The sequence below is a fragment of the Microbacterium sp. SGAir0570 genome (genome assembly GCF_005491085.2).
GTDB lineage: Bacteria > Actinomycetota > Actinomycetes > Actinomycetales > Microbacteriaceae > Microbacterium > Microbacterium arborescens.
In genome coordinates this window covers 58,994-84,892 of record NZ_CP027929.1, presented here as the reverse complement: position 1 = coordinate 84,892, position 25,899 = coordinate 58,994, and the positions used below count along the sequence as shown (strand labels likewise).

Genomic DNA, 25,899 nt, shown 5'->3' with positions numbered 1-25,899 from the left:
AAGTGGGGTGCGGGTGGAGGGGTGGGATGGGATGTCAGGCGAGGACCTTGGCGAGGAACTCCTGCACGCGGGGGTGCTTCGGCGCGACGAGTACCTCGGCGGGCGGGCCCTGCTCGATGATCCGGCCGCCATCGAGGAAGACGACGCGGTCGGCGACCTCGCGGGCGAAGCCGATCTCGTGGGTGACGATGATGAGCGTCGTGCCGAGCTGTGCGAGGTCGCGGATGACGTCGAGCACCTCGCCGACGAGCTCGGGGTCGAGCGCGCTCGTCGGCTCATCGAACAGGATCACCTTCGGCTTGAGAGCCAGCGCTCGCGCGATCGCGACGCGCTGCTGCTGCCCGCCGGAGAGCTGGCGCGGGTAGTGACCGGCCTTGTCGCCGAGCCCAACGCGGTCGAGGAGGCCGAGGGCGAGCTCGCGAGCGTCGTCCTTCGACAATCGGCCGAGGGCGATGGGCGCCTCGGTGACGTTCTCGAGGGCGGTGAGGTGCGGGAAGAGGTTGAAGTTCTGGAAGACGATGCCGATCTGGGTGCGGCGTTCGAGCACCGCTTTCTCGCGCAGCTCGTAGAGCTTGCCGTTGCGCTGCTCGTACCCGATGAACTCGCCGTCGACCGTGACCGATCCGCGGTCGACCGTCTCGAGGTGGTTGATGGTGCGCAGCAGCGTCGACTTGCCCGAGCCGCTCGCGCCGAGGATCGCGACGACCTCGCCCGGCTCGACCGTGAGGTCGATGCCGCCGAGCACCTCGACTCCGGCGTAGCTCTTGTGGACGTTGTGGATCTCGACGAGACCGCGGGTCATGACTCTCCTCCGGAAGTGGCGCGGCTGGTCGCGAGTGGGCGGGGTGCCGGCGCGTCGTCGCCGAGGCGGGCCCACTGCACGGCGATCCAGTGACGCGCCTTCTGCAGCGGGGTCGGCGGCAGCACACGCACAGCGCCGCGGGCATAGTGCCGCTCGATGTAGTACTGCAGGATGCTGAGCACCGTGGTGATGATCGTGTACCAGACCACCGCGACGAGCAGCAGCGGGATGACGCGGCTGTTGCGGTTGTAGATCACCTGCACCGCGTAGAACAGCTCGGGGATCGCGATCACGAACAGGACCGAGGTGCCCTTGACGAGCCCGATCACCTCGTTCGTGGCGTTGGGGATGATCGATCGCATGGCCTGCGGCAGCACGATGCGGCTGAGCCGCCGACGCGGCGGGATGCCGAGGGCGGCGGCCGCCTCGAGCTGGCCTTGGTCGACCGAGAGCAGGCCGCCGCGGATGATCTCGGCGGAGTAGGCCGCCTGGTGCAGGCTCAGGCCGAGCACGCCGGCCGCGAACGCGCTGATCAGCTGCACCGTCGGGAACTCGACGATCCAGAAGTCGGTTGTGAAGGGGGTGCCCAGTCCGAGCGTCGGATACAGGTAGCCGAGGTTGTACCAGACGACCAGCTGCACGACGAGGGGGACCGAGCGGAAGAACCAGATGAAGCCCCACGCCGCGGCGTTCAGCAGCGGCGACTTGGCGAGCCGAGCCAGCGCGAGCACCGTCCCGAGCAGGAATCCGATCGTCGCCGACACCGCCGTGTAGACGAGGGTGAGGCCGAGTCCCTGCAGCACCGGGTCGGAGAAGAAGTACTGCGCGAAGTAGTCCCACTCGTAGTTCTCGTTCGTCACGAGCGACCACACGAACTGGGCCACGACGAACACGACGATCGCGGCGATGGCCCACCGGAACCAGTGCCGTGTGCGGACGACCGGGATGTCGCCGAGGTCGACGCGCGGCGCGGTCGACGCAGGGTCGCCGACGGCGCGGTCGACGCGCGAGACGGTGTCGGTCATGCGGATCTCCTCGGAACGGCGTGGATGCAGCGGAGGCTGCGGATCGCACGACAGTAGGACTCGGAGGAGCCCGGTGTCGCGGCATCCGCTCACACGACGACACGAAGAGAGATACGGCGTAACACGAGGAACCGGCCCCCAGCGAGAGAGCTGGGGGCCGGTTCCGCGAGCGGTTCGGGCTACTGCGCCGCCTGCACGATTTCGAGGAGGCTTGGGACGTTGGCGTACGCGTCGGCCGCGTTCTCCTTCGTGACGATCACGGGCTCGAGCAGATAGGCCGGAACGACCTTCACGCCGTTGTCGTACTGCTCGGTGTCGTTGACCTCGGCATCCTCGCCCTGCTGCAGCTCGCCGATCATCTTGACCGTCTGCTCGACCAGCAGCGTCGTGTCCTTGTTGATGGTCGAGTACTGCTCACCGGCCATGATCGACTTCACCGACTCGACCTCGGAGTCCTGACCGGTGACGGTGAAGGTCGCGACATCCTTGCCCGCCTGCTTCACCGAGGTGAGGATGGCACGGGCCAGGGTGTCGTTGGGCGAGAGCACGCCGTCGAGCGTGTCGGTGCTGTAGGTCGACGTGAGGATCGAGTCCATGCGGCTCTGCGCGTTCTCGGCCTTCCAGCCCTGGGTCGCCGTCTGCGCGATCTCGTCCTGACCCGACTTCACGACGAGGGTGCCGTCGTCGATCTTCGGCTGGAGCACGTCGAGCGCGCCGTTGAAGAACACCGCGGAGTTCGCGTCGTCGGGCGAGCCGGAGAACAGCTCGATGTTCCACGGCGCGCCGTGGCCCGACCGCGCCTCGAGCCCGTCGAGCAGCGCCTGCCCCTGCAGCTGACCGACCTTGAAGTTGTCGAACGCGACGTAGTAGTCGACGTTCTCGCTGTTCTCCAGCAGCCGGTCGTAGGCGATGATCTTCACGCCCGCGTCGGCGGCCTGCTGCAGCTGGGTACCCAGCTGCTTGCCGTCCTTCGCGCCGATGACGATGACCTTCGCACCGTTCGTGATCATCGCGGAGATCTGGTTCTGCTGCTCGGCGACTGTGTTCGATGCCGGTGCGTACTGCACGTCGGCTTTGAAGCCGGCGGCCTCGAGGTCCTTCGTGAACAGGTCGCCCGCGAGCACCCAGTTCTCGCTGGTCTTGTCGGGCAAGGCGACGCCGATCGTCGCGTCGGCCGCGAAGCCCGCCGCAGCGGAGGCGTCGCCGCCGGCGCCCGCGTCGGTGCGCGCGTTGGAGCACGCCGACAGGGCCAGCGCCGTGACCGCGAGCGCGGTGACGGCGAGAGCGATCTTCTTCATTGCATTCATCTCTTTTCTTCGGTGCGGAGAGCCATCAGCGAGCGGTGTCGTCATCGACGACCGGCATCGACGGGCTGACTGGTCTCATTGGTTCCGGCGGTCGGCAAGACAGTCGGAGGTGTGGGGGCGTCGGCGCGGGCCCGGCGGCGCGCCGACCAGAGGCCGATGATCGACGGGCGCCCGGTCGCCTTGCTCAGCACGTCGATGCCGACGGCGAGCAGCAGCACGAGGCCCTTGATGACCGATACGAGGTCGGCGCCGGTGCCCACGAGCTGCAGCCCGTTGTTGAGGAAGGCCATCACGAGTCCACCGATGATCGCGCCGATGACGGTGCCGATGCCGCCCGAGACCGCCGCGCCGCCGATGAACACCGCCGCGATGGCGTCGAGCTCCCATCCGTTGCCGTCCTGCGGGCCGGAGGCACCCGATCGGGCGACGAAGATCATGCCGGCGAGCGAAGCCAGCACCGACATGTTCATCATCACGAAGAAGTCGACGCGCCGATCCTTCACGCCCGACAGCGTCGCGGCGAGACGGTTGCCGCCGACGGCGTAGATGCGCCGGCCGAACGTCGTGTTGTTGGTGATGAACGAATACAGGATGACGAGGGCGACGAGGATGACGCCCGAGATCGGGAACCCGGTTCCCGGCCGCCCGGTCGCGAACAGGTAGGCGGCGATGAGGATGACGCCGCCCACGACGACGACCTTGAGGATCGAGACCCACAGCGGGGCCGACTCGGCTCCGGTCTTGGCCTGACGCCTGCGAAGGCGGATCTCGTTGACGACGATCCAGAGCGCACCGAGGATGCCGAGCGCGAGGGTCAGCACGTTGAACGGCAACGGGATGAAGGGGAGCTCGGGCAGGTACCCGGCACCGATCACCTGGAAGTCGGCGGGCACGGCGAGGGTCGTCGACTGCCCGACGATCTGGTTCAAGCCTCGGAAGATCAGCATCCCGGCGAGCGTGACGATGAACGCCGGCACGCCGACGTAGGCGACCCAGAACCCCTGCCAGGCGCCGATGAGCACGCCGACGACGAGCCCGAGCACGATCGCGAGGTACGACGGCACGTTCCAGTCGGCCATCGACTTGGCGACGACGATGCCGGTGAAGGCGGCGACCGACCCGACCGAGAGGTCGATGTGGCCCATGATGATGACCATCACCATGCCGATCGCGAGGATCAGGATGTAGGAGTTCTGATTGATCGCGTTGATGAGGTTGCCCGACGACAGCGTCAGGCCATTGGTCCAGATCTGGAAGACGAGGATGATCAGCACGAGCGATCCGAGGATGCCGAACTGCCGCAGCGTGGATTGTCCGCCGCCGAACGCTTTGCGGATGTCGGCCAGCCCGCCGGTGCGGACGGGGGCGGTGTCGGGCTGAGTCATGCGGTCACTTTCTTTCCACGGTCTGCGGTCATGCTCCGCATCAGTTCCTCGGGTGTGGCTCTGCGTGCGTCGATCTCGTCGGTGATGCGCCCCTCGAAGACCGTGTAGATGCGGTCTGCCATGCCCAGCAGCTCCGGTAGCTCGCTCGAAATGAGGAGCACGCCCTTCCCCTGAGCGGCGAGGTCGTTGATGATCGAGTAGATCTCGTACTTCGCCCCGACGTCGATGCCGCGGGTGGGCTCGTCGAGGATGAGCAGGTCGGGATCGGTGAACATCCATTTGGCGAGGACGACCTTCTGCTGGTTGCCGCCCGAGAGCTTCGAGACGCCGTCGTCGACGTTCGACGTCTTGATGCGCAGCCTCCCCCGGTAGTCGTCGGCGACGGCGCGCTCTTCGTCCTTATGCAGCACGCCGTGCGGCGCGATCTTGCGGAGCTTCGCGGACACCACCGATCGCCGGATCGGGTCGAGCAGGTTGAGCCCGAGCACCTTGCGGTCCTCGCTCACGTAGGCGAGCCCGTGCGAGATCGCCGCCGGCACATCCTTGAGCGTCACGGGCTTGCCGTCGATGAGGATCTGACCGCCCTCGTAGAGGCCGTACGAGCGGCCGAACAGGCTCATCGCGAGCTCGGTGCGGCCGGCTCCCATCAGGCCCGCGAGACCGACGACCTCGCCGCGGCGGACGGTGAGGTGCGACGACTTCGCGACGAGCCGGTCGGCGTTCAGCGGATGCCGCACCGTCCAGTCGCGCACCTCGAAGAAGACCTCTCCGATCTTCGTGTCGCGCGGCGGGAACCGGTTCTCGAGCGAGCGGCCGACCATGCCGCGGATGATGCGGTCCTCGTCGACGTCGCCGGCGTGGACGTCGAGCGTCTCGATCGTCCGACCGTCGCGGATGATCGTGATCGAGTCGGCGATCTGGGCGATCTCGTTGAGCTTGTGGCTGATGATGATCGAGGTCACGCCGCGGTCTCGCAGATCGGTGATGAGGCCGAGCAGGTGCTGCGAGTCGTTCTCGTTCAGCGCGGCGGTCGGCTCGTCGAGGATGAGCAGCTTGACGTTCTTCGACAGGGCCTTGGCGATCTCGACCAGCTGCTGCTTGCCGACGCCGAGCTGCTTGATGGGGGTGGCCGGGTCATCGCGCAGGCCCACGCGTTGCAGCAGCTCACGCGCCCGGGCTCGCGAGGCGTCCCAGTCGATGCGGCCGAACCGCGAGATCTCGTTGCCGATGAAGATGTTCTCCGCGATCGACAGCTCGGGGATGAGGGCGAGCTCCTGATGGATGATCGCGATGCCGGCATCCTCGCTCGCCCGGATGTCGCGGAACTGGGCCGCCTGCCCGTCGAAGACGATGTCGCCCTCATAGGTCCCGTACGGGTAGACCCCCGAGAGCACCTTCATGAGCGTCGACTTGCCGGCGCCGTTCTCGCCGCAGATCGCGTGGATCTCTCCGGCCTGCACCGTGAGCGACACGTCGGCGAGGGCAATGACGCCGGGGAAGCGCTTCGTGATGGAGCGCATCTCGAGCAAGGGTCGGCCGGTCGCACTCCGGTCAGGCCGTTCGCGGCCGAGTCCGGGCACGCCGGGTTCTGAATCGATCACCAAAGCTCCTCTGCCCCAGCTCATCGGATGTCAACGTTGTCATCGAGCGACGTCACTCTACGCTCCGCCTTGCGATGTATGAAGCATCGCCGCACAGATAGAATGTCCACCGTTGTCATCGGAGGGAGCAGGGATGCCGAATCCGACGCGGGCGACGATTCAGGATGTCGCCCGGCTCGCAGGGGTGAGCGCGAAAACCGTCTCGCGTGTCTTCCACGGTTCGGACCAGGTGCGTCCGGACACGCGCGAGCGGGTGATGGCCGCCGCGGAACGTCTGCGATTCCGTCCGAACCGCGTCGCGCGCGATCTGCGCCGCGGCGGGGTGACCAGCACCGTGGGCTTCGTGATCGGCGACATCCAGAACCCGTTCTACTTCACCGTCGCCGGGGGCATCGAGTACGAGCTGGCGCAGCACGGGTACACGATGCTGCTGGCCACGACGGACGACTCGGCCGAGACCGAGCGCCGCGTGGTCGACGCGGTCCTGTCACAGGGCGTGCGGGCACTGCTGCTGATCCCCGTCGCGGACGATCAGTCGTACCTCGAGGGCGAGCGCCATTTCGGCACGCCGATCGTCGGGGTCGACAGGCCTCTCGAGAACCTGCTGTCCGACACGGTGCTGCTCACCAATCGCGCCGGGATGGCTGAGGCCGTACGTTCGCTGACCGCGCTTGGGCACCGCAGGATCGCGTTCGTCGCGAATCCCGCGTCGGTGCACACAGTGCGGGAGCGATTGGCGGGGTACCGCGACGCGCTCGCGGAGGTGGGGGTGAGCCCGACCGATCGCTGGCTGAGCCTCGGCGACGACCCGGCGGCGAGCACGCGCGACGCCGTCGTCGAGCTGATGCGTTCGAGTGAGCCGCCGACCGCGATCGTGACGGGTAACAACCGGGCGACGACGGCGACCCTGCAGGCGCTGCGCGATCTCGATTCGCCGTGCGCGCTGATCGGCTTCGATGATTTCGAGCTGGCGGAGATGCTGGGGATCTCTGTCGTCGCGCACGATGCGCACGCGCTCGGCCGAGCCGCAGCGCTGCTCGCGATCGATCGGATCGACCGCCCGACGGCGCCGCCGCGACGCGTCGAGATCGCGACTTCGCTGGTGCAGCGCGGGTCGGGCGAGCGTCCGCCGCACGGCTGAAACATCGACGGAGTAGCGTTCGCTCGTGATCCCGTTCGAGAACCTGCTGGCGTTCGTCCTCGCGGCTGTCGTCATCATCGTGATCCCCGGGCCGAGCGTGCTGTTCGTCATCGGGCGGTCGATCGCGTTGGGGCGCCGGGCCGGGGTGCTAAGCGTCATCGGCAATGCCCTCGGCACCGTGCCCGCTGTGATCGCGGTGGCGTTCGGCGTCGGTGCGATCGTCGCGTCATCGGTCGCGGCGTTCACCGTGATCAAACTCGTGGGCGCCGCCTACCTGGTGTGGTTGGGCGTGCAGGCGATCCGCCATCGCCACGTGCGGGTCGACGCTCCGGGAGGCGAACGGACCTCGTCGACGCGTCTGCTCACCCAAGGGTTCGTCGTCGGCATGACCAACCCGAAGACGATCGCGTTCTTCGTAGCGGTGCTGCCGCAGTTCGTCGCCCCCGAAGCTGGTCCGATCTGGATGCAGCTCCTCGCGCTCGGCCTCCTCTTCCAGGTGCTCGCCGTCGTCTGCGACAGTTTGTGGGCGCTGGCTGCGGGAACGGCCCGCGCCTGGTTCGCCGACTCGCCGCGGCGCATGTCGACGCTCGCGGGAACGGGCGGCGTGATGATGATCGGCCTCGGCGGCACCCTTGCGTTCGCCGGCTCGAAGAGCTGACCGCATGTCGCACAGGCTGACCGCGGGGGAATTGTCGGTGTCGAACGCGACCGGCGTCAGAGAGCTGGCGTCAAAAGGGTGGTGATTCGGGTGGCGCTACCCGCTCGGTTCGGCCACCCGGTGGCGCGTCGCCGATAGCGGCAGTGTCACCCGTGTCGATCGTGAAGCACACCGCCGGTGTCGGTACGTCTTCGCGGTAGATCCGCCCGAGGGGTGAGGTCCATTCGAGGACTCCGCCGCCGAGTTGTCTGACTTCCCATTTGGTGAATTGCTTCATCGAGTGGTGTCGTTGGCAGAGGTGGGCGAGGTTGAAGATGTGGGTGTGCCCGCCGAGGGCGTAGTCGATGGTGTGGTCGATTTCGCAGCGGATCGCGGCCCGGCGGCATCCGGGGAACCGGCAATGCTGGTCTCTCGCGGCGAGGAGCTTCTTCATCGCCGCGGTGGGCCGGTAGGTGTCGATCTCCACGGGGGTGCGGGTGACCGGGTCGATGAACAGGCGGTCCCATTCGCTGACCCGCCCCGCAAGCTGTCGTGCTGTTTCGGCGTCGATGAGCCCGGCCCCGACGGTTTCGGCGGGGTGCTCATCTGTGCCTGTCAGGGTCTCGGCGGTCACGGCGACCTGCATCCGTGCGCGGATCGCGCCGAGCCCACCGGCCCGGTCGGTCCCGTAGGTCGGATCGACCACGGGCGCCCCGCTGAGGACGAGGTCGCTGAGGATGTCGGCGCGCAGTTGGTCCATCGTCCGGACATCCGGTGCGGCATCCGCATCGACACTCGCGCCCGCGCCATCCGCATCGACACTCGCGCCCGCGGCATCTAGCCCCTCAGCGCTCGGCCCTGCCACGGCGCCGGCCGCCTCCACCCGGGCGTCTTTGACGGACTGTCCCATCTGGGTGATGCGGTCGAGGATTCCGGCGGCGATGACGGTGGGGAGGGTGGCGATGAGGTCCGACATCCCGTCCGCACCGTGCGATACCCGCACGCACCTGCCTGCGGCGGCTTCTCGGTGCCGGTCGGTGAACGTGCGCTCGTGCAGCCTCTCAGCCAGGGCCCGCAGGGCCGGTTTCACCCGGGTCGCGATGTCGCGCTCGCACACCGCGATCGCGGCGACCTCGAACTCGCCCCGCACCTCGTCGGGCAGCCCGGTTCCCGCTTTCACGACCACGTCGACGTGGTCGCGGGTGATCCGCCGCCCCTCCCACGCCGCGAACACGGTCGGGTAGTCGTCGACGACCGTCAGCGCATGGTCGATGTCGGCCTGCAGGCGCCGGTCGGTCCGCCGGGCCAGGCCCGCCGCTTCGGCCGCGACCGACCGCAGCTCCATGTCCGACGCCATCCCGCGAACCCCATCACGCTGGGCCTCACGAAGCGCCGACCGCCCGAGCTCGGCCAGCGCGCGCACCGACGCGACCTCCGCGTAATGCACCAGCGCCAACGTCTCGCCGTAAGCGGCGATCGCGTGGGCGTGCGGCGAGACCTCCACCCCGTCCGAGCCACCACCCGTGTTCGCCGCCATGTTCCCATTGTGGCAGCAGGGTCAGACATTAATATCGACCATAGCGACGAACTAAGAAGCCCGTCAGAGCGCGCCCCCTGGGGAGGAATCGCCGCTGGAGAATCGCGCAGCGAACGCCCCGCTCAGGGCACGCGCACGCCGGTGAAGTTCGTCCGCTGCCGCAGCTCGAATCCGAGCTTCTCGTACCCGGCGATCGCATTCACGTTCGACGCCGCGGCGTGCATCATCGCGCGGCCGCCCCGCTGCCGGATGTGGAAAGCGACATCCAGCACCAGCCGAGACGCCAGCCCCTGCCGCCGGTACGCCTCGTCGGTAGCGACAGCGCTGATCTCGGTCCACTCGCCCGGCTGCAGCCGCTCCCCGGCCATCGCGATCAGCCGGCCGTCACGCCGGATGCCGATGTACCGGCCGAGCAGGTAGGTGCGCGGGCGGAAGGGGCCGGGCCGATTGCGCTCGACGAGCGCGAGCATGTCGGCGACATCCGCCTCACCGAGCTCGACCGCCTCGTCGTCCGGCCTCGGGCGGAGGCGATCCGTCTCGACGAGCTGCACGCCTGCGCCGCCGAACGTACGGACCCAGCCCTCCGGCAGTTCCGGCGCAGAGGCAGCGACGCCCGCGGCATCCGCACGGTCGGGCGTGCTGATGCTGAACTCGTTGCCCGACCCCACCACGGTCGCGAGCGAGTCCCACACCGCGGGGTCGTCCCACGTGCGCACGCCCACGAAGCCGGCCACGTCGTCGGGGTACCGGCGGACGAGGTCGTCGCCGATGGCGAGGTGCGCATGCACCCCGGTCAGCGAGTGCCACGCGGCGTTGTCGCGGACGTCGGAGACTCCCAGAGCAGGAGGGGTGGTGATGGTCATCGGATTCGTCCTCTCGCGCGCGCCGCGTGGTGCCTTCGTCGCGGTCGCCGAGGAACGCAACGCACGGGGGCGCAGATCCATGCCCGCGGATGCCGCACCGCGACGCTAGCCGTGACCGGACGCGACATCCCGGACCGCCGCCACATACGTTCACGAACGGCGGGCGAGCGATAGTGTGCCCTCGTGCAGAGCTCGAGGCAGGCGACGGTGTGGTCCGTTCTGCGGCTGGCGATGGCCGTCGTCATCCTGGCCGCCGTCATCACCCAGCTGACCGTGTCACTGACCCGAACCGCCGAGACCGGCGGCGACGTCGCGACAGTGTTCGCGAACTTCTTCAGCTTCTTCACGATCCTCTCGAACGTCATCGCGGCGGTGGTCCTTGCGACGGCGGGCGCCCGAGCGCTGATGCGGCCCGCCGAAGCCGCCGGCTCACTCGGGCTCTCCGCCGCGCTCACCTGCGCCACGGCGTACATGGTCATCACCGGAATCGTCTACAACGCACTCCTGCGCGGGATCACGCTCCCGCAGGGATCCGAGCCGGTGCCGTGGTCGAATGAGGTGCTGCACCTGATCGGCCCGATCTTCCTCGTGCTCGACCTGCTGATCGGAACCCGGCGCCGCGCCCTCCGCTGGCAGGTCGTCTGGGTCGTAGTCGCGTTCCCGCTGCTGTGGGTGGCCTACACGCTCGTCCGAGGCCCGCTCGTCACGAACCCCACGACGGGCGAGCCGTACTGGTACCCCTACCCGTTCCTCAACCCCAACGGCCCCGGCGGATGGGGGTCGGTCACGGCGTACGTCGTCGTCATCGCGATCGGCTTCGTCGCCGTTGGCTTCGGAGCGGTGTGGGTCACCCGCCGCCGCGGCCGCGCCGTGCCAACAAAGGCCACCACGGCAGAGGCCGCCGCGACGGAAATCACCGCGACAGAGTGAGGATCTCGGCCGCTCCGTCGGTGATGGCGATCGTGTGCTCGGTGTGCGCGGTGAGGCATCCGGTCGAGCTGCGGAGCGTCCACCCGTCCGCGTCGGTCACGAGCACATTCGTGTCTTCCATGACCCACGGCTCGATCGCGATGAGCAGCCCGGGCCGCAGGATGTAGCCGCGCCCCGGCCGCCCGGTATTCGGGATGTGGAGGTCGCCGTGCATCACCGTCCCGATGCTGTGACCACCGAACTCGGTGTTGATGGAGTATCCGGCACCGGAGAGCACATTGCCGATCGCGCGCGAGATATCGCCCACCCGGTTGCCCGCGCGTGCGACCTCGATGCCCGCCGCCAGGGCGCGCTCGGTCGCGTCGATGAGGGCCGCCGCCCCCTCGGGACGTTTGCGCCCGACGATGAAGCTGATCGCGGCGTCGGCAGCGAGGCCGTCTTTGATGACCGCGAGATCGAGCGTCAGGAGGTCGCCATCGGCGAGACGGTAGTCATGCGGCATCCCGTGCAGCACCGCGTCATTGACGGCGGTGCAGATGTAGTGCCCGAAGGGTCCCCGCCCGAACGACGGCGCATAGTCGACGTAACAGGACGTCGCTCCATTGTCGGCGATGAGCTCGCGCGTCCACTCGTCGATCTCGAGCAGGTTCGTGCCCACCTGCACCCGCGAGCGCAGGTCGCGAAGGATGCCGCCGACGATGGCTCCCGTCTCTCGGGCGCGGTCGACCTCGGGCGGTGTGAAGATCTCGATCATGGTGCGCTCCTCCGGTATAAAAATACCGGTCAAACTATACCGATACGATGAGCGCATGATGGTTCGTCGCGCTCTCACCCCCGAAGCCGTCGAGCGCGGCCGGCGCCTGGGCGCCCACCTCCGGCGAGCGCGCGGCGACCGGTCGATCGCCGAGGTCGCGGCAGCCGCGGGGGTGTCTCCCGAGACGCTGCGCAAGATCGAGACGGGGCGGCTGGCGACCCCGTCGTTCGCGACCGTCGCCGCCGTCGCCGCGAGCCTCGGCCTATCGCTCGACGCACTGGCCGCCGAGGCGCTGCTCGCAGACATCACCCCTGCCACGATCTGATCGGCGACCGCCGGCGTCCGGCCCCACCTCGTCGAGGAGAAGCCGGACGCCCGGGCGGGGCGGCTCAGGCGCCGTCGCGCAGATCGCGGAAGAAGGCGTCGACGTTGTTCCGGAGCGTCGCGATGCGACGATCGCGCGCCGCTGCGGCGTCGAACCCGAGGTAGGGCGGCGGGTCGAGCCGCCGGACGTTCCGCGAGCACTCGAATCCCGAGCACAGGAGCGTCCCGACGGTGTTTCCGGCACGACCGGCCTTGCCCGCCCGCTTCGCGGCGAAGAAGACCACCTCGTTGGGGAGGGTGACGTCGCAGCACCACGAGCACTGCGGACGGGTGCGCGTGGCCTGGTCGGCCTGACGCAGCTGCAGGCCGACGGCCTCGCCGTCGACCTCGGCGACGATGAACCCGAACAGCGGAGTCTTGGGGTCGCGCCATCCGTAGTAGTCACGGGTGGACCAGTCGAGGTCCCCGAGATCGGCGGGGACGACGAGCGAATTGCGCTCGCGGAGCGAGACGTTGATGAACGAGGAGCGGATGGCTTTCGCGGTGAGGGCGAACATGAAGGGGTCCTGTCTGAGTACACGTTCGCGCACCACCGTCGCGCCGGCGCCCGGAACGGGCTGCGAGCGGACGGTCGTGAGCGGATCATCCCGGAACGACGGAGCCGTCGCCCGGGACCGGGAGAGTGCATCGCGGACGAGAGTCGACGCGACGCGCGCCGGATCAACCGGCGAGGAGGACGAAGGATGCCGCGCCTGTGCCGCCGGCGCTGAGCGCGCCGGAGACCCCCTCACGCCCAGAGGGCATCGGCAGGCGGGCGGTACTCACGCGTCCAGGCTACTCCCTGCCCGCCCGGCCGTCACCGGCGATAGCATCCCCCCGTGACGACGAACGATCGGGGACGGCGCCTCGTCGAACGAGCCGGGGCCCGCCTGGAGGAGCATCATCCGTCGTTCGTGACCTCCCACCCCACGGCCCTCGGCCTGCTGTGGATGATCACCGTGGTCGCCCTGCTCGTGATCTGCGATCTGCTGGGCGGCCCGCACTGGCTGCGCGCGACCCTGACCCTCACCGCAGCACTGCCCCCGCTCGTGGCGACGCTCATCGTCCTGTCGCAGACACCGAGGTCGCACCTGGAGTACGAGCCGTCGATCCTGACCCACTTCTTCGCGCGGTTCCTCGCGCTTTTCAGCGCCTTCGTGTTCTGGCTGGGCTCGGTCGTGATCGGCGGAGCGATCGCCGTGCAGCTCGCCGACGAGAGCGGCACGAACATCGAGACCGCCTGGCTCGTCGCCGGCGACCTCTTCGCCCGCATCGTGCCTCCGGTGACCGTGCTGCTGTACTGCGTGCTGATCATCCGCTACGCGAGCTACCTCGTGCGTTTGCGCGGCTGGTCGGCTGTGCCTACGCGTCACCGCATCCCGGAGCATTTCCTGGCCGAGGCGCCGCGCACCCGGCAGATCGTGATCGGTCTCGCCCATCCGGGCCTCCTGCTGGCCTCGGGCCTGCTGTCGACGCTCGTCGCGACCGCGCTCACGCTGCGTGCGGAGGCGCTGCTCTCCTGAGGCGGGAATACACCGCGCGGACGATGCGACTCAGCCTGCGAGCGGATGCCGCGCCGCGGCGCGCTTCCTAGCGTTGCTGAAGTGAGCACCGTCATCCCTCGGTCGTCGATACTCCCCCTGTCCGCTGTCGCGGTCATCGCCGCGGCGGCGTTGCTCATCCCGTGGTGGGGCGTGAGCCTGAGTGTCCAGGTCACGCGCCGGGCGATGAACGCGGGACTCGCGCTTCCGGCGACCGCGTACCTGTCGGACGTGTTCCTGTCTCTTCTCGCCGTCGGAACGGTCGTCGCGTTGGCCGTCACGCTCCGCGGCGGCCCGCGGCGCCGCATCCTCTCGATCGCCGCAGCGGGCGGAGTGGTCATCGCCTACGCGACGAGCGAGATGGTCAAGGTGGCTCTGATGCAGGCCCGTCCGTGCACCCGCTGGACCGCGCTGACCGCGTGTGACGCGACGGGCTACTCCTTTCCCTCGAACCACTCGGTTCTGGCGATGGGCGCGGTCTGGGTCATCGCCGTCGCGGTGCACCGGGCGTGGGCGACCTGGACGGCGGTCGCAGCGGCGCTCATCGTGCTGTCGGGCCGGCTGTTCGAAGGTGCGCACTACCTGCACGATGTCGCGGCCGGGACTCTGCTCGGTCTCGCCGTGCCCGCGCTGCTGACGGCCATCGCGGTCGCCGCGACGCGAGAACCGCGGTCGGCGGGGGTCTCGCCGGCGTCGGCGCTCAGTCGATCGCCGCGCGGACCAGAGCCCGCACGCGACGCTCGACCTCGGGAGTGACCTCGACGATCGCGAACGACGTCGGCCACATCGACCCGTCGTCGAGCGTCGCCGTCTCGTCGAAGTTGAGGGTCGGGTAGCGGGTGTCGAACTTCGACTTGGGCTGGACGAAGATGACGACCTTGCCCGCCCGCGCGTATGCGGGGAACCCGTAGAACGTCTTCGGATCGAGGTCGGATGCCTCCTCCGACACGATCCGGTGGACCATGCGGGCGACCTCGCCGTCGATCCCCTCGAGCGCGTCGATCGCCTCCATGCAGGCCTCGAGCTCCTTCGCGAGCTTCGCGGCACCCTTGAGACCCTTCGTCGAGCGGAGCTCTTCGGCCCGCTGCTTCATCGCGGCCTTCTCCTCGTCGGAGAACCCGGCCCCGCCCGCCGTGCTGTCAGCCATCGCCACCCCTTCCGCGGCCCGCGGCGCGGGCGTCACGGTCCGATCGTGCCACTCGCGCCGCGTGCGGGAAAGATCCGACATCCGGGCGTCTGCCGCGGAGACCGAACGACGTCGCGAGGACTACCCGGGAGGCGGCATCCAAGACCGTAGGCTCGGACCATGCGTGCTCGCCTCGGTTCCGCCCTCCTCGTCCTGTCGGCTCTCGCTCTCGCCGGATGCTCGTCGTCGCCGGCGCCGGCCGAACCCGACACGATGCCGACGGCGGAGACCGTCCCGGAGGGCTCGTGCGCCTACGTCGAGGCAGCCGGCGGCGTGCGCGATGTGACGCCGCCGCCCGCTGAGGCCGAGGTGTCGGGGCAGGTCTCGGCCGTCCTGCAGACGTCGGCGGGCGACATTCCGATGACCCTCGACGCCGACCGCACGCCGTGCACGGTGGGGAGCTTCGTCTCACTCGCCGAGCAGGGCTACTACAACGACTCGCCGTGCCACCGCCTCACGACCTCGGGCATCTTCGTGCTCCAGTGCGGCGACCCGTCGGGCACTGGACGCGGCGGCCCCGGCTACAACTACGCCGACGAGCTCAACGGCAGCGAGACCTACCCGGCCGGAACGGTCGCTATGGCCAACGCCGGCCCGAACACCAACGGCTCGCAGTTCTTCCTCGTGTACGAGGACACCCCGCTGCCCGCGAAGTACACCGTCTTCGGCACGCTCGACGAAGCGGGCCTCGCCGTCGTGCGCGAGGTCGCCGCAGCCGGCGCCGAGGGCGGCGCCGCCGACGGCGCCCCCGCAACCCCCGTGACGATCACCGGCGTCTCACTGGGCTGAGCCGCCCGCGGCTGAGACGAGCCCGCCGAGAACGCACCCTTGCCGCGAGCACGCACCGAACGGGGTGCGTGCTCGCCCCGACGGTACGTTCTCGCGTGGGCGTAGGCGTGCGCGGCGGAATGAGCCCGCTCGGCGCGGCGTTGGGGACAGCGTGATCGCGCTCGAACAGGCTCTGGCATCCCTCGAGATCCGGCCGCGTATGGCCCATCGGGCAGACCTCGCCCCGGGCGGATCGCTGCCGCTCGGCACAGGCGACGCAACGCTGGTGTACGTGCGATCGGGCGAGATCACCGGCGATCCGGCATCCGGCACCAGCTGCACGGTCGTCGGACCCTCCGGCGACGCCGCGACCCCGACAGGCGCGCGCACGCTCCTCGCCGGTGACGCCTTCCTGAGCCTGGGATGCCGTCCGATCTCCCTGACCTCGCAGTCGGGCGCGGAGCTGACGGTCGTCCCCGCCGACGTCTCCCTCGCCGCGGTGACCCCGCTGCCGCCGTTCGTCTTCGTCGACGGCTTCGTCGAGCTCGAGCCCGCGGCCGCCGCCCTCGTCTCCCACCTCGGAACCGGCACCGCGTCCGGGCGGTCGGGAGACGCGGTCATCTGCCAGATGATGGTCAAGACCGTGCTGCTCTCGGCCATCCGCTCGTGGGCCGCGCACACCGCCGGCGCCTCCGCGTGGCCCGCGCCGGCCGTCGACCCCTTCCTCAGCCGCGCCGCGGAGGCCGTCGCCGCCGACCCCGGTCGCGACTGGACCATCGACCAGCTGGCGAGCCTCAGCGCCATGTCGCGGACGGTCTTCGCCGCACGCTTCCGGCGCGCGTACGGGCGTTCGCCCGCGAGCTACGTCACCGAGATCCGGATGCAGCACGCCAAGGACATGCTCGAGTCGGGAGCATCCGTCTCGGAGACCTCCCGCACCCTGGGCTACGGATCCGACGAAGGCTTCAGCCGGGCGTTCCGCCGCCATACCGGGATGCCGCCGTCGCTGTGGCGTGCGCGGGCGGCGGCGCCGTCGTTGTACTGACGGTACCGCCGCCCGAGAGCCGCCCTCGGCGGCGGGGCGGTCGTCCGGGCGCCTCGTCAGGGGCGCGGCATCCGGTCGGCCTCGTGCGTCCGCACGACCCAACCGAACAGCACCGCGCCGGCCGCGAGGAGGGTAACGGCGACGACGTCGATCGCGACGACGCCGACGAGATCGACCAGCAGCCCGCCGAGTCCGGCCGCGAGCACGATCGCGAGCTGGAACCCGACGACCGTCAGGCTTCCACCGGCCTCGAGCCGGTCCGGCATCCGGTGTCCCACCCACGTGTTGACGATGATGAGCCACGAGGCGAAGAAGAAGCCCCAGGCGAAGACCGCCAGGACGACGACGGGGATCGATCCGGGCAGCAGCACGAGAAGCGCGAGCGCCGCGGCGATGACGACCGGCGCCGTGACGGCGAGGACGCGGAACGCCCGGTCGACGAGCAGTCCGATGACGAGGTTTCCGACGAGCCCGCCCGCCCCGAACACCGCGAGCAGCAGCACGATCGTCTCGGCCCCGACATCCGGTACCCGCTCCAGCGCCAGCCGAATGTAGGTGTACGCGAGGAAGTGCCCTAGCACGACGAGCACGTGGCCGACCATGCCCGCCGCGACGCCGGTGCGCCGGAGCGAGTCGACGAGCAGCCGCAGACTGGATGCCGCCGCGGCCGGCACCGTGGGCAGGGTGAGGCGCACGGCGAGCGCGACGGCAGCGGTCGCGGCTCCGACGACGGCGAACGCGATGCGCCAGTCGAGCATCTCGCTGAGAAGGACGCCGAGGGGCACGCCGGCCACGGTTGCGAGCGACACCCCGGCCGAGGTGAACATCATCGCCCGGCCGATGCGTTCCGGCCCGGCGAGCCGGGCGGCCACCGTGATCGACATCGACCAGAACGCGCTGATCGAGGCGCCGAGGAAGAAGCGGGCGATGAGGATCGCGACCAGGTGCGGTGAGAGCGCGACGACGATGCTCGAGACGGATGCCGCCGCCGCGGCCCCCACGAGCAGCGCGCGCCGATCGAGGCGCGGGAAGATGAGGCCGATCGTCGGGGCCGCGATGAGTCCGGCGAGCGCCGTGATCGTCACCGTCTGGCCCGCCTGACCGGGTGTCACCCCGAGGCCCGCGGCCATCTCGGTCAGCACGCCGTTGGGCAGGAACTCCGCGGTGACCACGAGGAACCCCATGAGCATGACGACGATGAGTCCGCCGTATCTCATGGGCGCGGCGTTCTCGTGTGCGAGGGGGATGGCTGCGGTCGAGGTCATGCTTCCGATGTTGTCGCCTCGGCCGAACGTGCGCCCGACCGAACGTCCGCGGCATCCGACCGTCTGGCCGCGGCCCGGGCACGCGGCATCCGCCGGGAACGCACCCTCTCGGCGAGAACGCACCCTGCGGGGTACGCGCTCGCGGCGACGGTGCGTGCTCGCGCGTCGCCAAGCGACGGCGACATTTGGGGTAACGAGAATTCGGCGCGGCGCGTGAACACCGGGAAACTCGGGGTGACGCCGGCGACCCGACGGCGCACACCTCCGAAAGGCCCGACCGTGATCGCGCTCGAGCACGTATCGAAGACCTACGGCGGCTTGACCGCCGTCGACGACGTCTCGCTGCAGATCCCCTCCGGGGAGATCTACGGCATCGTCGGCCAGTCCGGCGCCGGCAAGAGCACGCTCGCCCGTATGGTCAACCTCATCGAGCGGCCGGATACAGGCCGAGTGGTCGTCGACGGGGTGGATCTGACCGCCCTCGACGCGAACAGCCTGCGCGCGGCACGGCGCCGCATCGGCATGGTGTTCCAGCGGTTCAACCTCCTCGGCAGCCGCTCCGTGCGCGGCAACGTCGAGCTCGCCCTCGAACTCGACGGCAGCCCCCGGACCCGGCGGCGCGACCGCGCGCAGGAGATGCTCGACCTCGTCGGCCTCGGTCACCGTGGCGACGCCGCCGTGCACGAGCTGTCGGGCGGACAGCAGCAGCGCGTCGGCATCGCCCGCGCCCTCGCGAGCGGCCCGAGCGTGCTGCTCTCCGACGAGGCGACGAGCGCCCTCGACCCCGAGACCACGACCTCGATCCTCGACCTCTACCGGCGCATCAACGCCGAGCTCGGACTCACCGTGCTCCTCATCACGCACGAGATGGATGTCGTGAAGTCGACGTGCGACTCGGCGGCGCTCATCGAGCACGGCCGCGTCATCGAGAGCGGGCGCCTGACCGACGTCATCCGCACGCCGGGCTCGCGCCTCACGTCGCAGCTCTTCCCGCTGGGGCCGATTCCTGCGGGAGTCGATCCGAGCGCGACGGTCATCGACATCACGTTCGCGGGCGGCACAGCCGACCGTCCCGTCATCGCGCGCATCGCCCGCGACCACGACGTCGACGTGTCGCTGCTCGGCGCTCTCGTCGAGCAGATCGCAGGGACGCAGGCCGGCCGCACCCGTCTCGAGGTGCCCGCGTCCGCGGCAGCCGCCGTCATCGCCGACCTGCGCAGTCAGGGTCTCATCGTCGATGTCCTGCGAGGAGGGGATGCCGCGTGAACGAGCAACTGCTCAATCTGCTGCTGGTCGCCACGGGCCAGACGCTCTACATGGTGGGCGTCGCGTTGCTGGCGACGATCGTCATCGGCCTGCCGCTCGGCGTCGTGCTCGTCGGCACGGAGCAGGGGCGTTTTCTCGCGACGCCCTTCGGCTCGCGCCGCGTCGGCATCGTCATCAACCGCGTGCTCGACTTCATCGTCAACCTCGGCCGCTCGGTGCCGTTCATCATCCTGATGGTTGCGCTGATCCCCTTCACCCGGCTCATCGTCGGCACCTTCATCGGACCGACCGCGGCGATCGTGCCCCTGTCGGTCGTCGCCATCCCGTTCTTCGCCCGCATGGTCGAGATCGCGATCAAGGAAGTGGATGACGGCCTGCTCGAGGTCGCCGCATCGCTGGGAGCGAGCCGCTGGCAGCTCGTGACGAAGGTGCTGCTGCCCGAGGCCGCGCCCGCGATGCTGCTCGGCCTCTCGACGACCGTCACCTCGATCATCAACTTCTCGGCGATGGTCGGCACCGTCGCCGGCGGCGGTCTCGGCGACGTCGCGATCCGGTACGGCTACCAGCAGTACAGCTGGATTCACATCGTCAGCGTCATCGTCGTGATCTTCGCGATCGTCATGGTGCTGCAGGGCCTCGCGAGCTGGGGCGCCCGGCGCCTCGCCCGCCGCTCGCCCCGCGGCCGCACCGCCTCCCCGAGCGCACGGATGCAGCGGGCCGATGCCCGCGGCGCCGCCTGAACACCCGTCCGTCCCCGACCCGCACCCGCACCCCACGCACCGCACCGCACCGCACCGCACCGTCATCCCGAGAGGAACCCTTCATGTCCCGCACGGCTCGCACCGCCCGCACCCCGCTCCTCATCGCCGCCGTCGCCTCGGCCGCGCTCCTGCTCGCCGGGTGCGCCGGCTCGCCGGCGTCCGAGTCGGGTGACGCCGACGGAGACGGCCTCGGCACGCTCAAGGTCGGCGCCCTGCAGACCCCGGCCGGCGACATCCTCAACCACATCGCCGAGAACGGCGCGGCCGAACTCGGGCTGACGATCGAGTTCGTCCCCTTCACCGACTACAACACCCCCAACACGGCGCTCGTCGACGGCTCGATCGACGCGAACCTGTTCCAGAACTCGACCTTCCTCGAGAACTTCAACACCAACACCGGGTCGGACCTCATCAGCGTCGGCGAGGCCTACCTGCCCTCGGCCGCGTTCTACTCGAGCAAGGTCGACAGCCTCGACGACCTGGAGGACGGCGCGACGATCGCCATCCCGAACGACCCGACGAACGAGGGACGAGCACTGAAGCTGCTCGCGCAGGAGGGCCTGATCGAGGTCTCCGACGACGTCGCCGACCTCACCGGCATCACCGACAACCCGCGCGACTTCCGGTTCCAGGAGATCGAGAACGCGACGCTGCCGCAGGCCGTGCCCGACGTCGACGCCGCCTTCGTCACGATCAGCTTCGCGCTGCCCGCAGGCCTCACCGCCGACCAGGCGATCCTCACCGAGGGCGAGGGCAGCCCGTACTACAACGTTCTCGCGACGCGCCCCGACCTGAAGGACGACCCCCGCATCGTTGCGCTCTACGACCTGCTGACCTCCACCGAGGTCGCCGACTTCGAGAACGAGACCTGGGGCGGCCTCGTCGTCCCCGTCACGAAGGACTGACGCCTGCTCAGTAGGATTGTCCCCATGTCGAAGGTCCTCCAGTCCCTGCCCGTCGGCGAACGCGTCGGCATCGCCTTCTCGGGGGGTCTCGACACCTCCGTCGCGGTCGCGTGGATGCGCGACAAGGGCGCCGTCCCCTTCACCTACACCGGCGACCTCGGTCAGTACGACGAGGACGACATCGCGTCGATCCCCGGTCGCGCGCTGCAGTACGGCGCCGAGGGCTCGCGCCTGATCGACTGCAAGCCGATGATGGTCGAGGAGGGCCTCGTCGCCCTGTCGTGCGGTGCCTTCCACATCCGCTCGGCCGGACGCACCTACTTCAACACCACGCCGATCGGCCGCGCCGTCACCGGAACGATGCTCGTGCGCGCCATGAAGGAGGACGGCGTCGACATCTGGGGCGACGGCTCCACCTACAAGGGCAACGACATCGAGCGGTTCTACCGCTACGGCCTGCTCGCCAACCCCGCGCTGCGCATCTACAAGCCGTGGCTCGACGCCGACTTCGTCACCGAGCTGGGCGGCCGAACCGAGATGAGCGAGTGGCTCGTCGCGCACGGCTTCCCCTACCGCGACTCGGTCGAGAAGGCCTACTCGACCGACGCCAACATCTGGGGCGCGACGCACGAGGCGAAGACCCTCGAGCACCTCGACGTCTCGCTCGAGATCGTCGAGCCGATCATGGGTGTGCGCTTCTGGGATCCGGCCGTCGAGATCGAGACCGAGGACGTCTCGGTCACGTTCGAGGCCGGCCGTCCCGTCGCCGTCAACGGCGTCGAGTACTCCGACATCGTGCAGCTCGTGATGGAGGCGAACGCGATCGGTGGCCGCCACGGCCTCGGCATGAGCGACCAGATCGAGAACCGCATCATCGAGGCCAAGAGCCGCGGCATCTACGAGGCCCCGGGCATGGCGCTGCTGTTCATCGCGTACGAGCGCCTCGTCAACGGCATCCTGAACGAAGACACCCTCGCGACCTACCACGAGCAGGGTCGCCGCCTCGGCCGCCTGATGTACGAGGGTCGTTGGCTCGAGCCGCAGTCATTCATGCTGCGCGAGTCGATCCAGCGCTGGGTGGGCTCCGCCATCAGCGGCACCGTGACGCTGCGCCTGCGCCGCGGCGAGGACTACACGATCCTGAACACCGAGAGCCGCAACCTGTCGTACTCGCCCGAGAAGCTCTCTATGGAGCGCGTCGGCGACTCGGCCTTCGGTCCGACCGACCGCATCGGCCAGCTCACCATGCGCAACCTCGACATCGCCGACTCGCGCTCGCGCCTCGAGCACTACGCCGGCATCGGCCTCATCGGCGGTCCGACGGCCGAGCTCGTCGGCGACCTCGAGCGGGGCGGTGCGGCCGAGATCACCGGAAACGTCGAACCGACCGACCAGGATCTGGCCGAGCGAGTGGATGCCGCGGGCGAGTCCGCGTCGTTCGACTTCGGCGCCGACTGACCCGCAGCACGCGCTGCAGCGAGGTAACTTGCACACGCATGTGCAGGTTCGTATCATCGACGGGTGACCGACACCGTCTCCCCCCGTCGTCCGCGGAAGGATGCCGCCGCGAACCGCGCCGGCCTGCTCTCCGCCGCCGCGCGCACGCTCGCGCTCGACCCGAGCGCTTCCGTCGACGCGATCGCCCGCGCCGCCGGGCTCAGCCGCCGCGCGCTCTACGGCCACTTCGACGACCGTGACGCCCTCGTGCGCGAGCTCGTGGCCTCGGGCGCGCAGCGGTTCAACGCCATCGCGACCGACCCCGCGCTGCGACTCGACACCGAGCCCGTCCCCGTCGCCCTCGCCCGGTTGACGGGCCGGCTCTGGGGCGAGGCGTCCCACGTGCAGGTCGCGGCGGCCGTCGCCCTCGACGAGCGCCACGTCGAAGACTCCGCCGCGGCCCTCGCCCCGCTCCGCCGAGCGCTGATGGCGCTCGTGCGCCGCGGTCAGGACGAGGGCACGCTCCGCACGGACGTCGCGGCGCCGACGCTCGCCCGCCTCATCGAAGAGACCGCCCGAACGGTCATCGTGCGCCTCGACGCCTCGTCGCCCGAGGCGCGTTCGCTCGTCGTCCGAGCGGTGCTGTCGATCGCGGGGCTCTCGTGGCGCGACGCCGCCGCCATCATCGACGCACACGCCGACGTGGTCGGAACGGTGTCCTGATGCGCGTCGAACTGCGCGAGGTGGCGAAGGGCCGCAAAGATCTCGCTCTGCCGCCCACGAGCCTGTCGTTCCGCACCGGCCGCGCCACCCTCGCGATCGCCGAGACCGAGCAGCGCCCGACGGTCCTGGGCCTCATCGCGAGCGGACGCATGCGGCCCGACGGCGGCACCGTTCTGCTCGACGGCGCCCGGGCGGCGCGTACCCTTCGGCACAAGACCGCACTGATCGACGCTCCCGACGTCAGCGATCCGCCACCGAACATCTCCACGGTCGGCATGGTCGGCGAGGAGCTGATGTTCGCGGGCCGGCTCGCCGACCCGATCTCCGCTCGGCGCTGGCTCGACGAGCACGACCTGCGCTCGTATTCGCGCGTTCCCATCGGCGACGTTCCCGCGACCGATCGCATCCGGATGCTGCTCGAGCTCGCGGCCCTGCGCCCGGGCGTCGAGGGCATCGTGCTCGTCTCGCCCGACCGCCACGGCGGCGATCCCCATGCCTGGTGGACGCTCGCGCGCGAATTCGCCGGACGTGGCCTCGCGGTGCTCGTCATCGCCGGCGAGGCCGCCGCGACGCTCCTCACTGAAACCGATCCCCTCGCGCCGCATCGACGCCTGGTGCCCAGCGGCATCCGGTTGCGCGGCACCCGTCCGAAGGCCTCCCGATGAAGATCCCCGCCCTGATCAGCGCCGAGCTGCGACGGCTGACGGCCACCCGGATGTCGGTGGTGGCCCTCATCGCGCTCATGCTCGTTCCCGTCCTCTATGGCGGCCTGTACCTGTGGGCCAACCAGGACCCGTACGGCAAGTTCGCCGACATCCCGGTGGCCCTGGTCGACCTCGACGCGGGTGCGCCCGCGAGCGAGGGCGACGGCACGGTCAACTACGGGTCGGAGGTCGCCGACAAGCTCGTCGAGGGCAAGGATTTCGGCTGGAAGCAGATGGATGCCGCCGAGGCGCAGGAGGCGCTGCGCACCGGCGAGGTCGACTTCTCCGTCACCCTTCCCGAGGAATTCTCGCTCGCTCTGACGAGCGCCGCCGGCGATACGCCCCGGCAGGCGACGCTGGTCCTCGCCACCAACGACGCGAACAACTACCTCGCTTCATCGATCGGCTCGCAGGCGGTCGAACGCATCCGCTCGTCCGTCGCCGAGCTCGTCGGCCGCGAGGCCGCGTCGCGTCTGCTCACCGGCATCGCCGACATCCGCGTGCAGCTGCAGAACGCCACCGACGGTGCGAACCAGCTCGTCGACGGTGCCGGTCAGGCCCTCGACGGCGCGAACCAGCTCGCCGACGGCACCGGGCGGCTCTCGAGCGGTGCCGTGCAGCTGCGCGACGGCGCGAACCAGCTCGCCGACGGTGCGTCGCAGCTCGCCGACGGCACCCGCACCCTGGCTCAGGGCTCGTCCGATCTGGCGTCGGGCGCGGCCCAGGTCTCCGACGGCACGGCCGAGCTCGCCGGCTACGCCGATCGCGTTCGCGCGGCCGTCGATGAGGCTGCGGGGCAGCTCCCGCAGGTGCGGACGGACATCGCCGCCCTGCTCGCCGACGGGGGACTCGACGAGGGGCAGATCGCGGCGGTCCTCGCGCGCCTCGATCCGATCGGCGAGCGCCTGCAGTCGGGCGCGACGCGCGTCGACGAGGCGACGGGGCAGATCGACCGTCTCGCCGCGGGGGCCGCTCAGGTCAGTTCGGGTGCCGCCCAGCTCGCGAGCGGCGCCGCACAGGCCGCCGACGGTGCGGCATCCGTGTCGTCGGGTGCCGGCCAGCTCGCGTCGGCGACGGACGAGGCCGCGACCGGCGCCGCTCAGCTCGACGAGGGCGCGCGGCAGCTGGCGTCGGGCCTCGGAACCCTCGACGGCGGGCTCGTCACCCTGCGTGACGGGCTGAGCTCGGGCGTGGCCCAGCTGCCCGATTCGACTCCCGAGCTGCGCGACCAGCAGGCGCAGACGATCGCCGACCCGGTGGCGGTCGACTCCGGCAACCTCGCGAAGGCCGGCGATTACGGCGCGGGCCTCGCGCCCTTCTTCGCCGCCCTAGCCGGATGGATCGGCATCTACGCCCTGTTCCTCATCGTCAAGCCGGTCTCGCGCCGCGCCGTGACCGCGCTGCGCTCACCCCTGCGCGTGACCCTCGCCGGCTGGCTGACACCCGCGATGCTGGGCGGGATCGGCATGATCGTCCTCTTCGGGGTGCTCTCTATCGCGCTCGGGTTCAACTTCTCGAGCCCCGTCGGCACGCTCGGGATGCTGATCACGGCGTCGTTCACGTACGCCGCGATCATCCTCGCGCTCAACGTGTGGCTGGGGTCGGTCGGTCAGTTCATCGGCCTCGTGCTGATGGTCCTCCAGCTCGTCACGGCGGGCGGAACCTTCCCCTGGCAGACCCTGCCGGCACCGCTCGCCGCCCTGCACCATGTTCTGCCGATGGGTTACGTCGTCGACGGCATGCGCCAGTGGATGTACGGGGGCGACCTCAGTCGGGTCAGTCTCGATCTCGCGGTGCTCTTCGCGTGGATGGCCGGCGCTCTCGTGCTCGCCGCGGTCGGCGTGGCCCGGATGACGCACGGTCGCACGCTGCGCGACCTGCAGCCGAGCCTCATCGGCTGATTCACTCCGGGCCAGTCCCGCTAGAATGTCGACAATCGACACGAGAGCGAGG

The 25,899-nt window shown here is 69.8% G+C and carries 26 protein-coding genes; 15 read left to right on the top strand and 11 right to left on the bottom strand.

The genetic code is table 11. The features are described from left to right. Positions 1-34: 34 nt before the first annotated feature. The 5 genes from C1N74_RS00440 to mmsA all read right to left on the bottom strand — a co-directional run bounded on the left by C1N74_RS00440 (position 35) and on the right by mmsA (position 6,039). The gene (locus tag C1N74_RS00440) at positions 35-802 is read right to left on the bottom strand and encodes an amino acid ABC transporter ATP-binding protein (protein WP_064955246.1); all 768 of its coding nucleotides are present in this window, start codon (positions 800-802) and stop codon (positions 35-37) included. Then, positions 799-1,827, bottom strand: a complete 1,029-nt coding sequence (locus tag C1N74_RS00435) for an amino acid ABC transporter permease (RefSeq protein WP_071918788.1) — start codon at positions 1,825-1,827, stop codon at positions 799-801. The genes C1N74_RS00440 and C1N74_RS00435 overlap by 4 nt, the downstream gene beginning before the upstream one ends. Positions 1,828-2,006: 179 nt before the next feature. Beyond that, entirely contained in the window at positions 2,007-3,125 is a 1,119-nt protein-coding gene (locus C1N74_RS00430; RefSeq protein ID WP_137749730.1) for a sugar-binding protein, read from the bottom strand. A gap of 50 nt (positions 3,126-3,175) precedes the next feature. Continuing rightward, positions 3,176-4,519: a multiple monosaccharide ABC transporter permease gene (mmsB, locus tag C1N74_RS00425; RefSeq protein WP_137749729.1), complete on the bottom strand. Its 1,344-nt coding sequence runs from the start codon at positions 4,517-4,519 to the stop codon at positions 3,176-3,178. Then, on the bottom strand, positions 4,516-6,039 hold the full coding sequence (gene mmsA, locus C1N74_RS00420; protein WP_258317954.1) for a multiple monosaccharide ABC transporter ATP-binding protein: 1,524 nt from the start codon (positions 6,037-6,039) through the stop codon (positions 4,516-4,518). Before mmsA ends, mmsB begins: the two co-directional genes overlap by 4 nt. Positions 6,040-6,253: 214 nt before the next feature. Between mmsA and C1N74_RS00415 the strand changes: the two genes are divergently transcribed. After that, a complete protein-coding gene (locus C1N74_RS00415) occupies positions 6,254-7,261 on the top strand; it encodes a LacI family DNA-binding transcriptional regulator (protein ID WP_023953314.1) in 1,008 nt (335 codons plus the stop codon). Positions 7,262-7,286: 25 nt separating this feature from the next. After that, the gene (locus C1N74_RS00410) at positions 7,287-7,919 is read left to right on the top strand and encodes a LysE family translocator (RefSeq protein ID WP_137749727.1); all 633 of its coding nucleotides are present in this window, start codon (positions 7,287-7,289) and stop codon (positions 7,917-7,919) included. A gap of 70 nt (positions 7,920-7,989) precedes the next feature. On the opposite strand, the gene C1N74_RS00405 is transcribed toward C1N74_RS00410, so the two are convergent. Next, on the bottom strand, positions 7,990-9,435 hold the full coding sequence (locus tag C1N74_RS00405) for an HNH endonuclease signature motif containing protein (RefSeq protein WP_181405564.1): 1,446 nt from the start codon (positions 9,433-9,435) through the stop codon (positions 7,990-7,992). Between the two features lie 122 nt (positions 9,436-9,557). Continuing rightward, the gene (locus C1N74_RS00400; protein ID WP_071918791.1) at positions 9,558-10,298 is read right to left on the bottom strand and encodes a GNAT family N-acetyltransferase; all 741 of its coding nucleotides are present in this window, start codon (positions 10,296-10,298) and stop codon (positions 9,558-9,560) included. Positions 10,299-10,481: 183 nt separating this feature from the next. Here C1N74_RS00400 and C1N74_RS00395 point away from each other — a divergent pair, with 183 nt between their 5' ends. After that, positions 10,482-11,228, top strand: a complete 747-nt coding sequence (locus tag C1N74_RS00395) for a Pr6Pr family membrane protein (protein WP_114598230.1) — start codon at positions 10,482-10,484, stop codon at positions 11,226-11,228. Here C1N74_RS00395 and map read toward each other — a convergent pair. After that, positions 11,212-11,982 (bottom strand): type I methionyl aminopeptidase, encoded by a 771-nt coding sequence (gene map / locus C1N74_RS00390; RefSeq protein WP_023953324.1) that lies wholly within the window; start codon positions 11,980-11,982, stop codon positions 11,212-11,214. The genes C1N74_RS00395 and map overlap by 17 nt on opposite strands. Before the next feature lie 58 nt (positions 11,983-12,040). Between map and C1N74_RS00385 the strand changes: the two genes are divergently transcribed. After that, a complete protein-coding gene (locus C1N74_RS00385; RefSeq protein ID WP_064955341.1) occupies positions 12,041-12,307 on the top strand; it encodes a helix-turn-helix domain-containing protein in 267 nt (88 codons plus the stop codon). A 64-nt stretch (positions 12,308-12,371) separates the two neighbouring features. On the opposite strand, the gene C1N74_RS00380 is transcribed toward C1N74_RS00385, so the two are convergent. Continuing rightward, entirely contained in the window at positions 12,372-12,863 is a 492-nt protein-coding gene (locus C1N74_RS00380; RefSeq protein ID WP_137749726.1) for an FBP domain-containing protein, read from the bottom strand. Positions 12,864-13,184: 321 nt separating this feature from the next. On the opposite strand from C1N74_RS00380, the gene C1N74_RS00375 reads away from it, so the two are divergent. Next, positions 13,185-13,868 (top strand): hypothetical protein, encoded by a 684-nt coding sequence (locus C1N74_RS00375; protein ID WP_064955254.1) that lies wholly within the window; start codon positions 13,185-13,187, stop codon positions 13,866-13,868. 81 nt (positions 13,869-13,949) lie between these two features. Then, positions 13,950-14,642 carry a phosphatase PAP2 family protein gene (locus C1N74_RS00370; RefSeq protein ID WP_181021898.1) on the top strand — a complete coding sequence of 231 codons (693 nt, stop codon included), beginning with the start codon at positions 13,950-13,952 and terminating at the stop codon, positions 14,640-14,642. Here the strand turns inward: C1N74_RS00370 and C1N74_RS00365 are convergent. After that, complete coding sequence (locus C1N74_RS00365) at positions 14,587-15,033, bottom strand: hypothetical protein (RefSeq protein ID WP_064955256.1); 447 nt, start codon at positions 15,031-15,033, stop codon at positions 14,587-14,589. The genes C1N74_RS00370 and C1N74_RS00365 overlap by 56 nt on opposite strands. Before the next feature lie 159 nt (positions 15,034-15,192). Between C1N74_RS00365 and C1N74_RS00360 the strand changes: the two genes are divergently transcribed. Then, positions 15,193-15,861 (top strand): peptidylprolyl isomerase, encoded by a 669-nt coding sequence (locus tag C1N74_RS00360; protein WP_137749725.1) that lies wholly within the window; start codon positions 15,193-15,195, stop codon positions 15,859-15,861. Positions 15,862-16,012: 151 nt separating this feature from the next. After that, positions 16,013-16,885 (top strand): helix-turn-helix transcriptional regulator, encoded by an 873-nt coding sequence (locus C1N74_RS00355; RefSeq protein WP_258317953.1) that lies wholly within the window; start codon positions 16,013-16,015, stop codon positions 16,883-16,885. Between the two features lie 56 nt (positions 16,886-16,941). Here the strand turns inward: C1N74_RS00355 and C1N74_RS00350 are convergent, their stop codons facing one another. After that, complete coding sequence (locus C1N74_RS00350) at positions 16,942-18,150, bottom strand: MFS transporter (RefSeq protein WP_137749724.1); 1,209 nt, start codon at positions 18,148-18,150, stop codon at positions 16,942-16,944. 279 nt (positions 18,151-18,429) lie between these two features. Here C1N74_RS00350 and C1N74_RS00345 point away from each other — a divergent pair, with 279 nt between their 5' ends. The 7 genes from C1N74_RS00345 (at position 18,430) to C1N74_RS00315 (ending at position 25,847) form a co-directional block, all read left to right on the top strand. Next, complete coding sequence (locus C1N74_RS00345; RefSeq protein WP_137749723.1) at positions 18,430-19,416, top strand: methionine ABC transporter ATP-binding protein; 987 nt, start codon at positions 18,430-18,432, stop codon at positions 19,414-19,416. Beyond that, on the top strand, positions 19,413-20,156 hold the full coding sequence (locus C1N74_RS00340) for a methionine ABC transporter permease (protein ID WP_023953337.1): 744 nt from the start codon (positions 19,413-19,415) through the stop codon (positions 20,154-20,156). Before C1N74_RS00345 ends, C1N74_RS00340 begins: the two co-directional genes overlap by 4 nt. Positions 20,157-20,239: 83 nt before the next feature. Further along, positions 20,240-21,082 carry a MetQ/NlpA family ABC transporter substrate-binding protein gene (locus C1N74_RS00335; protein WP_064955259.1) on the top strand — a complete coding sequence of 281 codons (843 nt, stop codon included), beginning with the start codon at positions 20,240-20,242 and terminating at the stop codon, positions 21,080-21,082. A 24-nt stretch (positions 21,083-21,106) separates the two neighbouring features. Continuing rightward, positions 21,107-22,540: an argininosuccinate synthase gene (gene argG, locus C1N74_RS00330; RefSeq protein WP_023953341.1), complete on the top strand. Its 1,434-nt coding sequence runs from the start codon at positions 21,107-21,109 to the stop codon at positions 22,538-22,540. Positions 22,541-22,603: 63 nt separating this feature from the next. Continuing rightward, positions 22,604-23,242, top strand: a complete 639-nt coding sequence (locus tag C1N74_RS00325) for a TetR/AcrR family transcriptional regulator (protein WP_023953343.1) — start codon at positions 22,604-22,606, stop codon at positions 23,240-23,242. Then, complete coding sequence (locus C1N74_RS00320) at positions 23,242-23,907, top strand: hypothetical protein (RefSeq protein ID WP_071918801.1); 666 nt, start codon at positions 23,242-23,244, stop codon at positions 23,905-23,907. The genes C1N74_RS00325 and C1N74_RS00320 overlap by 1 nt, the downstream gene beginning before the upstream one ends. Then, positions 23,904-25,847 carry a YhgE/Pip domain-containing protein gene (locus C1N74_RS00315; protein ID WP_137749722.1) on the top strand — a complete coding sequence of 648 codons (1,944 nt, stop codon included), beginning with the start codon at positions 23,904-23,906 and terminating at the stop codon, positions 25,845-25,847. The genes C1N74_RS00320 and C1N74_RS00315 overlap by 4 nt, the downstream gene beginning before the upstream one ends. Positions 25,848-25,899: the final 52 nt, after the last annotated feature.